At 53.5% G+C, this 9815-nt stretch carries 11 protein-coding genes and 2 pseudogenes; all 13 read right to left on the reverse strand.

What is annotated here, in order from left to right:
* Positions 1–144: 144 nt before the first annotated feature.
* Positions 145–930: a PhzF family phenazine biosynthesis protein gene (locus tag QME66_07510; protein MDI6808811.1), complete on the reverse strand. Its 786-nt coding sequence runs from the start codon at positions 928–930 to the stop codon at positions 145–147.
* Positions 931–1093: 163 nt separating this feature from the next.
* Positions 1094–3229, reverse strand: a complete 2136-nt coding sequence (locus tag QME66_07515) for an alpha-amylase family glycosyl hydrolase (GenBank protein MDI6808812.1) — start codon at positions 3227–3229, stop codon at positions 1094–1096.
* A gap of 66 nt (positions 3230–3295) precedes the next feature.
* On the reverse strand, positions 3296–3595 hold the full coding sequence (locus tag QME66_07520; protein MDI6808813.1) for a hypothetical protein: 300 nt from the start codon (positions 3593–3595) through the stop codon (positions 3296–3298).
* Positions 3596–3890: 295 nt separating this feature from the next.
* On the reverse strand, positions 3891–5144 hold the full coding sequence (locus QME66_07525; protein ID MDI6808814.1) for an aminotransferase class I/II-fold pyridoxal phosphate-dependent enzyme: 1254 nt from the start codon (positions 5142–5144) through the stop codon (positions 3891–3893).
* 46 nt (positions 5145–5190) lie between these two features.
* Entirely contained in the window at positions 5191–5430 is a 240-nt protein-coding gene (locus QME66_07530; protein MDI6808815.1) for an anion permease, read from the reverse strand.
* Between the two features lie 288 nt (positions 5431–5718).
* On the reverse strand, positions 5719–6537 hold the full coding sequence (locus QME66_07535) for a class I SAM-dependent methyltransferase (protein MDI6808816.1): 819 nt from the start codon (positions 6535–6537) through the stop codon (positions 5719–5721).
* Between the two features lie 5 nt (positions 6538–6542).
* A complete protein-coding gene (locus QME66_07540) occupies positions 6543–6869 on the reverse strand; it encodes an aminotransferase class III-fold pyridoxal phosphate-dependent enzyme (protein MDI6808817.1) in 327 nt (108 codons plus the stop codon).
* A 258-nt stretch (positions 6870–7127) separates the two neighbouring features.
* On the reverse strand, positions 7128–8180 hold the full coding sequence (locus QME66_07545) for a crosslink repair DNA glycosylase YcaQ family protein (GenBank protein ID MDI6808818.1): 1053 nt from the start codon (positions 8178–8180) through the stop codon (positions 7128–7130).
* Entirely contained in the window at positions 8177–8305 is a 129-nt protein-coding gene (locus QME66_07550; GenBank protein ID MDI6808819.1) for a hypothetical protein, read from the reverse strand. Before QME66_07550 ends, QME66_07545 begins: the two co-directional genes overlap by 4 nt.
* Positions 8306–8439: 134 nt before the next feature.
* Positions 8440–8541 (reverse strand): annotated as a pseudogene (locus tag QME66_07555) (VOC family protein).
* Positions 8542–8769: 228 nt separating this feature from the next.
* On the reverse strand, positions 8770–9108 hold the full coding sequence (locus QME66_07560; GenBank protein ID MDI6808820.1) for a type II toxin-antitoxin system PemK/MazF family toxin: 339 nt from the start codon (positions 9106–9108) through the stop codon (positions 8770–8772).
* Positions 9093–9335: a ribbon-helix-helix domain-containing protein gene (locus QME66_07565; protein ID MDI6808821.1), complete on the reverse strand. Its 243-nt coding sequence runs from the start codon at positions 9333–9335 to the stop codon at positions 9093–9095. The genes QME66_07560 and QME66_07565 overlap by 16 nt, the downstream gene beginning before the upstream one ends.
* Positions 9336–9538: 203 nt before the next feature.
* Positions 9539–9763: pseudogene (locus tag QME66_07570) on the reverse strand (DUF202 domain-containing protein).
* Positions 9764–9815: the final 52 nt, after the last annotated feature.

Genomic DNA, 9815 nt, shown 5'->3' on the forward strand with positions numbered 1-9815 from the left:
CGAGAGGATTTTTATTCAATGCGATGATATCAGAGCTGCTGATTTCGCTCAGGCGTTTGAATTCGATATGCACGCAGGCCTCTTCTTCAGTATGTCGTCACTGCGGGGCTATCAGCCGTCCAGTACACACGGCAGGTCGATTATTCAGACTGATATTGTGCCTTCCAGATACAACACTGCCCTGCCGGCAATGCGGACGCGCTCGCCGCAGTCCTCACAGAACAACTCGCCTCCTCTCCGCGAGACCTGCAGGGCATGCAGAGATTTCTTCCCAAGGATGCGAGCCCAATAAGGAATCAATACACAATGAGCAGAGCCGGTAACAGGATCTTCGGCTATGCCCACTCGGGGAGCGAAGAATCGCGATACAAAATCAGACCGATCTCCACGGGCCGTCACAATGACTCCGCGGCACTCGATTTCGCCCAGGGCTGTGAAGTCGGGCCGTAGCTCCCGGACGCTCGTTTCACTATCCAAAACCACAAGAGTATCCTCGGCGGACCCGAGCACTTCTTGTGCCTGGACCTTCAGCGCTTCGAGCAATCCAGCGGGCGAATTCATGGGGTGCACAGGCCTTGCCGGGAAGTCCATTTCGAGCAAATCCTCGCGTTTCGTCACGACGAGCTGCCCGCTCTTTCGTGTTCGGAATCTAATGGCCTCCTCTTTCCATTTCAGACACTCAAAGAGAACGAAAGCGCTCGCCAGCGTTGCATGACCGCAAAGGGAAACTTCCGTGACTGGTGTAAACCATCGGAGATCGAAGCCATCATCGCTGCGCACCAGGAAAGCCGTCTCAGACAGATTGTTCTCTGCGGCAATCGATTGAAGCTCTCTGTCACTGAGCCATGCATCCAGGAAGCAAACGGCGGCTGGATTGCCCGAGAAAACCTCCGAGGCGAAGGCATCAACTTGATAAATCGGTATTCTCATCTGCCTTTCCACCTTCACCGACCGACCAACTCAGCGGCGGGGCACTGCACAAACTGAAAACAGACCAGCACGCCAGGCGGCCGGGCGCGGCGAAGCCGCCGGCTCGTCAGGTTGAAGCGCTGGTTAGCTGCCTGTGCACACCTCGCCGTAGGATCTATACACACTACCTGATTAACAGCATTTTCCTGGTTTGCCTGAAATCTCCCGTAAATATGCTGTATAGATATAATCCACTTGCGACCTCGTTTCCCGCAATATCCCGTCCATCCCACTCGATACTGTGTCGGCCGGCTGACTGGTTTTTGCTTGTCAATGTTCTTATTTCCTGCCCAAGCAAGTTATAGATCTTTATCTCTACATGTGTGAACTTAGGTAAATCGTACCGAATAACTGTTGAGGGATTGAACGGATTGGGAAAATTCTGATGCAGACGAAAATCACCAAAAATACCTTTCGTTACGTCTATACCTGTGCTGCTTCGATCAGAAAGCGAGTAAATCAGCGTCTCAAATCCATCAATGACCAGATTCGTAATCTCGTAGGAGTCATTGACGGACACCAACAATGTGTCGCTCGTGAGCAGACTGCTAAGCACATAATCACCCGGCCCCACGCTGTTGCCGACTAAGGAAAGCGTGAGATTGCCCTTGTCACTTGAACCCGTGTTGATGATCACCAGTATCGATTCATCCCGGTAATGTCGAATGAAAGCCATCACTGGTGAGGCAGAACTGACAGTACCCGCGTATTCGCCCAAGCGCAGAGCTGCTTCCCGGTTGCGGACTGCGATGAGTTGTTTGTACCAACTAAGCAGCGATGTGGGATCCTCCTGCTCCGTCGAAACATTATAAGTTGGATAGTTATCGCCAACTGCAATCCAGGGCGTTCCGGAAGTGAAACCGGCATTTGTCTCATCAGACCACTGCATGGGTCTGCGCTTGAGCTCATCAGCACCGGTTCCCTCCATTCCGATTTCTTCTCCGTAGTAGAGGTAAGGGACTCCCGGAAGCGTCAGATATAGCGAAGCTGCGACTTTCGCTTTGTTGATACTGTACCCCAGCACATCTATCACTCGAGTTTGGTCGTGATTCGCCAGGAACGTGCCGTATTGGAGATGGGGATAGACGTTGTAAACCTCCTGCATCTTATTGACGATCCCCCGGGCGTTTCCCGAGTTCACAGAGTTGAGAATGGCAGAGGCAAGGTCGAACTCAAAACAATAATCCAGGCGGTCATTGGTCACATAGTTGAGAATAGTGTTGGTATTGGTCCAGGCTTCACCGACCGACATGGCGTCCGGTTTTGCCTGCTTGATGTTTTGATTGAAGTCATGCCAGAACTGATAGGTTGATTGAGTGTTTGCCAGCACGCTGCCTTCTTCAATGATGTACAGCACTGCATCGAGACGAAAGCCATCCACACCAACGGTATTTAACCAATAGTTCGCAATGGCAAACATGCTGTCTTTTACGGCGGGTGTTTCATAGTTCAAATCCGGCATTCCCGCACCGAACAAACCGTAATAGTATTTCGAGCCGTACCGATGCCAGACTTGTTGTCCCCATGGGCCCAGATACCCGGGCTTAGTGGATGACCAGCGGTAGAAATTCCGATACGCAGGGTTGTTCTGGGCCGATTGTTGAAACCAGGGGTGCTGATTCGAACTGTGGTTCATCACATAATCGATGATGACACGGATACCCCGGTTGTGCGCTTCATCCAGAAAATCTCTGAAATCATCCATGGAGCCATAATCCGGATTGATGGAACGATAGTCGATCACATCATACCCGTGGTAGCTTGGCGAGTCATTAATTGGCATCAACCAGATACCCGTGATACCAAGATCGTCATCTGTGTTCGGGTTGTTGTCATTCAGGTAATTCAGTTTCTGCGTGAGCCCTATGAGATCTCCAATTCCATCACCATCACTGTCATAGAAACTGCGTACAAATATTTCGTAGTAAACCGTGTCGTTCCACCACGATATCTCACTGGTATCACGCTCTGAGACCTGAATGAAGTCTGACACCACCAGGGTATCGCTTTCAGTTGTGTTACTCACGACCAGGGCGACATCAAACGTGCCGGCTTGCGGGTAAACCACAATTGGGTTCACCTCGCTCGATGTACCGGGAGAGCCTCCTTCAAAGGTCCATTCCCAGCTGTCAATTAATCCTGCGGAGCGATCTTCAAAATGAACTGCGCCGTCTTCCAACAGCGTTTGCGTGTCGGCAGCGAAATCAGCCGAGGGCGGACCAGTGGACGGAATCTCGTCGTTGTACCAGACCAGGATCACATTCGTGTCCGATCGCACCGTATAGGTCCGGTTGGGACCGCCATAAGGGAATTCTTCCCGGCCATCCTACACCCCATTGATCCTGAATTTGTACTCGATGTCCGTTCCCGGAACGAATCCGTCGATTGTTATCCCGTATGTTTCATCAGCATTACTATCTGACAGAATAGCTAGAGGGCTACCCCAATTGTTGAACGATCCCGCCACGTCCACAAACTCGTTAGCCGGGTCAAACTTGTCCCGCTGAATTTGGTAGCTCATGTTGACCTGGAACGTGATCGGCACAGCTTGCGCGTTTGTAACGGACAGTAATCCCACCGCGATTGCAGCAAAAAGTTGAACGAGGCGTTTCGGACGATTGCTCAAGTGAAATCTCCTTTATGCGGCCGGCGCTGCGGCTTCAGCCCCGATCGCCTGCTGCGGCCGCGAATTAGTTGTGCTGCTTGTCGAACTCACTTTGTATGCGCTGAATGCTCTTCCAGTCCAAGATCTCGTGACGCACCAGCCGTCCGCGCACCTTGCGCGCTGACCAGCCTCCTTCGTCATCGCGCGAGACTCGAGCCCGATCACCATCTCCTCTGAGTTCCTGCAGGAAGGTGATTGTTTCCCGTCTGTGCTCCCGCAGAAACCGGCGCCAGTCACCGTCCGCTGCATGAGGTTGTCAGCCGGCTTTCCGAGAACGAGCTCTGCGCGCTTCCGTATCCGTTGAGTCGGAACCGCAGATGCCCAACTTCCGGAGACAACCATTCAGCATCTCCCAGGTTCGCTCAATGTCGTTGTCCAGCCCGAGCGAAAAGCGAATCAACCCATCGCTCATTCCGATTCTGCGACGCTCCTCTGCCGGAATTTCAGACGAAGTGCTGTGACCCGGGGCGCTGAATAGGGTCTTGAAATAGCCAAGGCTAACCGCGAGGTATCCGACCTTCTCTTCCTGCATTCCCATCATGAGGCGATCGGCCGTGGCCTTGTCCCCGACGTCTACCGCCACGATACCCCCAAACCCGAAGCCCGGATTCATCAGCCGCGAGATCAGCTGGTGCTGCGGATGGCCCTCGAGACCCGGGTAGTAGACGGTCAACCCCATTTCCTTCAAGCGCCGGGCAATGTAAAGGGCGTTTGCGCTATGTCGCGCCATACGCAAGTGAAGACTGTGCAGGTTCTTGAGGATGCTTGCCGCCCGAATGCTGTCAAGCACGGGCCCGAGCAGCATGCTTGGCCCGCAATTAATGTCGTTCAGGCGGGAGACAAAGTCGTGCGATGAGACCACGCAACCCGCAACGCAGTCGCTTGTGCCATTGATGAATTTGGTCATGCTGTGGACCACGACGTCGGCGCCGAGACGGAGAGGGGACAGAATAAGCGGGCTAAAGGTATTGTCCACGACGAGCTGCACCCCGTGCTCCTTCGCCACGCTGGCTAGTTTCGGGATATCGGAAACCTCGAGAAGGGGGTTGCTCAGGCTCTCACAACAAAGGACGCGTGTCCTGGGCGCCATCGCTGCCCTTACGGCCTGCTCATCGCAAAGATCGACGAATCGTGTTGTGATCCCAAACCGCGGGAGGAGATTGGCAAGCAACGCGTAGGTCCCTCCGTAGATGGTACGGCCAGACACAATCTCGTCGCCTGAGGAACACAACTGCAGCAGGGTGGAACTGATCGCTGCCATCCCTGAGGCCATCACCTGAGCCGACTCACCGGATTCCATCCGGGCGAGGGCCTCCGAGAGATACCTGTTCGTGGGATTCCAGTGGCGAGAGTAAAGGAAGCACCCCTCTACCTCATGCTCGAAGAGCTCCTCCATCTTCGCGACGCTCAAGAAAGTGTAGGTCGATGAGTCGCAGATCGACGGATTCACATCCCCGAATTCACCGAACACCAGGAAATTCTGAATCTCGCTCGCAGGATCGAATTTCATATCTCCTCCTCTGTGCGCTGAGACGTGCTTGCATAACGGAACGCCCTTACATGAGTCCCAGCAAAGGGCACAGCACGCGCAATCCGGTCCAGATGATGAAGAAGCCGGCGATATCGAACAGGATGCCGGCGCGCATCATTCTCGGCAGCGGGACTAGCCCCGAGCCATACACGATTGCATTGGGAGGCGTCGAGACCGGGAGCATGAACCCGAAGCTGGCGCCCAAGCACGCACCCAGGGCCGGCGGGAGTGGGCTTACCCAGGCAGCTTGCGCGATCGCGATCACGAAGTGCGGCAGTCGTCACGACGTACAGCACAAAGCGGCGCATCGCCAGTCATTCCAAACAGAAATAGACACAAAACCAGGTATAGTGAAAACGTTGCTCTGTTCTTGTTGGTCTTTACCATAATTTGGCCATTCTATCTTTCTTTTGCATGAAACGCATTTGTAGCAGCCAACGCCCTTGGTAAGTCACCGCTCCGGCCCCGGTGAAGCTCCTGTGTCTATGTTCAGATTGGCTGGCTCGCGACGCCTACCCTACGCTGCGAAGCAGCGATCGACTTCACCCGGAAGTTAGCTGGCGCTCTGCTTTCTCGCAATCAAAATATAGCTTAGAGGGATACCGGCGTGAGCTTGTTCTATCCGCCTATGTCCAGCAGAAATATCAGTTTCATATTCGGAGAAATGCTCTACTGATATTCGATTATCAACCAACGCCACCAAAATGTCAGACAACTTGTGTACGAACCAATACTGCGGCTTGGTCGAAGCATACTCTGTCCGGCCGACATAATCCAAACCGCCATAATCAACATAAGGGCCGGTTTTGAAGTAGGGCTCAACAATCCGCAGGATGTCAGGGCCTTCAGTATCATCAAACGGCAGCATCTCGGAGAATGGGTGTATCTCATGGATAAATATTTGTCCGTTCTTTCTCAACATAGCAGCCGCTTTGGCGAAAACCAGCTTCAAGTCCGGCAACCATCCCAGCCCTCCGGAACTGACATAGATCACATCGAACCGATTTCCAAACTCTGGCCCGATTTCATAGACGTCCGACCGTATGTATTGACAATCGATATGGCATCGCTCTGCGCGCTCCCGGGCCTCCTGAATTGCAAGATCAGATATATCAAACCCAATACACTCATCAGCTCCCAAGTTTTTCATAGCTAGTAATTCGATGCCGTTATTGCAGCACAAGTGCGCGACGGCCTTTCCTTTGATGCCTATTTGCCTGAGCAACGATAGTTCAATATCTTCCATACATACGAAGCCGGGCTGCGCAAACGCATTGTCCCATTTCTCTCTGGCGGCATTCTGGTGTCTAGGCATGACTTCATTCCAGGCGTCTCTATTGGCCTCCGTGTATTTCTTGAGAACCGATCGCACTCTCGTTATCCGTTGTCTTCCCATTTTGATTCACGAGCCAGCTGACGGCGCGGGCGGAACTCCAGCGCAAGCAACATGCCTCTCCCGCGGGCTTCCTTCACGATATTATATTTCGCTTCCAGTCGCCTCAAGCCCTCAAGAAAGTATGTCCCGATGGCATTTCCTCTTTCAACCAAGTTCTCTTCACGCAGAACAGCGATCACTTCTTTTGCCACAGAGCAACCCAGTGGATCATTCTGACTTGACTTCCACTGGTCTCCCCAAAGCCGCCTCGAATACTGCCCTGGCGCTGCTTGCCCACTCAAGCGCTGTGACAAGAGCGCTCGGCGCATTAACGAACGGAGCATCTTCTCCTGAACAAACACACGGAAAGTCGAGAGCGGGCAACCACGCTGGAATTGCCGCGCGTCCTCAACGTCGTTTCAATTTGCGCAGTGTTAGGCGCAAACCGTGCCTCAGCCGCTATTCAATCAACAAAAACGCATAGGTGACTTTTCCGCGCTTGTCGCCGGGAGCAATGATCCTCACTGGTTGCCATTCTCCGCCAATCACGTGCAACGGCGGCATGAAGTGTCCGGCGAGTTTATCATTCACCAATGTGTTTTCAAAGCATTCAGGCGCCCGATTTCGAGTTCCAGCTCAGAACGAAAACTCTTTTCGCTCGGACGTTTCCCAACAAATCCAACCTCGACGTCCAACTTTCCTTCGGATGCCAGCGCGTTTGCCCAGCCGATGACCCGGTCACCCCAAAGCAGAGGCATGGCGTAGTATCCGCGAATGCGCTTCGACGGAGGAGTGTAGGCCTCGAAGCGGTAAGGCCATCCCCACAGGTGCTCGAACCGGCGCCGGTCCCAGACTACGGGATCGAACGGAGCAAGCAATCGCACGCGAGGTGGATCTTCGCTCAAAGGCAGCGAGCGGGGAGGCCAGACGTATGTCATCCCTTCAATCGTTTGCTCCTGGAGCTTTCCTTCGCGGATCAAATCCGTCACCACCGCCCGCGGACTCCCCAGACGACGATAGCGCGCAATGTTGGCGTGAAGGGTCTTTTTAGGCACAGGAGCAAGAATGCCTGCAATCACCATGATGAGTCTTCGCAGACGCTCAAGTGGCGCTACTGACTCGACGGACGACGAAGCAGCTTCGTAAAGCCGGATTCCTTGTTCGCGGCGAGCGATGCGGAGAAGGCCGCGATAGTGCAGCGCATCCAGAGTGCGAGTTGTCGCTTTGGAATAGCCACCCCAGGCGTTGACCACCCGTTTCCTTCCAAAGTGAGTTTCCAGCTCTCTGGGATGAATCACACCGAGTCTGCAAACGGTTTCGTAGACCTTCTTCTCCAGCTTCGATAGGCCCGTCAGATTCCGGGGATGCAACAGGCGCCAGATTGGCCGGGGAAGAAAACCGTAGGCATACAGCACATCTTCCTCGATATCCAGTGAGGCATACTGTCGCTCAAGGTCGCCGGCCTGGTAGGCTTTCACTCTGTGACGCAGGATCAAATCGTGAGCTCTTGCGGGCGAGCGGATCGGATCGGCCTGAACGAATCCAAGCCGCTTGATCGCGGCCTTCAGCGTGGTTGGCGGAAACAGTGTTTGCGCGACCGCGTGGCCGCGCAGGCACGCAAATGCTTGCTTTGAGGTCACCGGATAGTAATGGACATTTGCTTATTCTTCTTTTCTCTTTTCAGTCTGCGTTTTTCCTTGGCCGTATGCTGGGCCTTTTTCTGATGTTCCCTCTTGCCCTTGTCTTTACTTCCCTTGTCACCCATATTTGTTCCTCCTTGCTTGATAATGATTCGTACCAGACTGTGCGGCCGAAAACCCTTCTCCGGTTATTGAACTTAACACATGAGATTGTTGTGAGTCACCGCTAAACGCTTCCAACATTTCGGTAGACCAAATACTATCCTGCATACGCCCGGTCCAATTCACCAATGTTGATCTTCTTCATTCGAAGCATCGCCGCCATGACTCTTTGGGATTTCTCGGAATCGGGATCATTGAGCGTCTTGCATGACATTTCTCCTGGTCAGACCCGATCACGGACGGTGGCCGCCAGATTAAGGCAGGGTCAGACGGGCTTCTTCCACCAGCTTCCTAGCCAGCGCCTCAGCGTACGCCCCGATACGATTGGAGCCAAGAAACTGAGTGCACATTATCTCTCTCGCCGAAGAGACAATCCTGATTGCGCTCGTCTGCGAGGCGCGGAGCTCCCATCAGGCGCAAGAGCAGGTTAGGTTCCAATGATCTCGTTCAGTCCCACAACAGCCTGATCCAGTTCCTCGGGAGACACAATGCCAATCTTCCTCCCAATCCGTTCCACAGAAAGCGTCCGGATCTGACTCATCTTCACCCATGAACGTTTTGGCAGTTGCGTGGACTTGAGTTCGAACGACAATGGAAAACCGGCCCTCTGAGGTTGACTCGTGACGGCCATCGCTATGACGGTGCCGGAACGCGCGTTGAAAACATCATGACTCAAAATCAACACAGGCCTCAACCCTGCCTGCTCACGCCCACGGACAGGATTCAGGTCTGCCCAGCGAATCTCGCCCCTCAGTATTTTGGCCATGCACCCAACTCCTCGGACATACCCTCCTCAGCCATCGCCTTCTCAAAAGCAGGATCCAGCTTCGCGCATTCTCTGGCAAGCCGGCCACGATCCATTCGCTCCAGTTTGTCCTGAACAGCCTCCTCAATCGCCTGGCTTCGATTAGTGAAAATATGCTTTCTAATCAACTGATCCAGACGGTGGACCACCACCTGACTTATACTGATTGCAATCTTCACTTTACCCATGATTCACCTCCCGGTATTACTATATGTCATACCAGAAGCAACGTCAAGGAAGAAAGTTGTGAGAACCTCAATCTCCCAAGGAGGTCACAAATTGTTACCACCTCTGACATCTCCCCACCCCTCTTCCCCCGCATCCCCTTTGAATACGGCCCCAGAAGAGTCACCGTTTCCGAACCGGCTGCGGGTTCGGAATGCGGTGGGCCTCATGGTTCGGCAGATTTTGTTTCCTCTCCAGCTTCCGTTGCAGAAATGCCGCGGCCAACGGAAATGGATCTGTTCATCTTCCGGTATCTTGTCACACCTATGATTCCGGTTATGAATCCGGCGGGAAGACAGGCAATTCCGACAGCCCAAAACCAGCCCTGCTGCGAGAAATGAATGATCGAGATACCGGCGATCAACAAGGCCACTCCGGACCGAAGGTATGCTAGTGTAGTGCGTCTAACGCTTCTTTACATTTGGTGACTTTGGCCAGGATGC

Source organism: Candidatus Eisenbacteria bacterium (assembly GCA_030017955.1).
Lineage (GTDB): Bacteria > Eisenbacteria > RBG-16-71-46 > JASEGR01 > JASEGR01 > JASEGR01.

Excerpts from the sequence above, each read along its gene's own strand:
- QME66_07565 (MDI6808821.1), bottom strand. The coding sequence starts at position 9,335 with ATGGGTAAAGTGAAGATTGCAATCAGTATAAGTCAGGTGGTGGTCCAC.
- QME66_07550 (MDI6808819.1), bottom strand. The coding sequence starts at position 8,305 with ATGGGTGACAAGGGAAGTAAAGACAAGGGCAAGAGGGAACATCAGAAA.
- QME66_07560 (MDI6808820.1), bottom strand. The coding sequence starts at position 9,108 with ATGGCCAAAATACTGAGGGGCGAGATTCGCTGGGCAGACCTGAATCCT.
- QME66_07510 (MDI6808811.1), bottom strand. The coding sequence starts at position 930 with ATGAGAATACCGATTTATCAAGTTGATGCCTTCGCCTCGGAGGTTTTC.
- QME66_07525 (MDI6808814.1), bottom strand. The coding sequence starts at position 5,144 with ATGAAATTCGATCCTGCGAGCGAGATTCAGAATTTCCTGGTGTTCGGT.
- QME66_07540 (MDI6808817.1), bottom strand. The coding sequence starts at position 6,869 with ATGCGCCGAGCGCTCTTGTCACAGCGCTTGAGTGGGCAAGCAGCGCCA.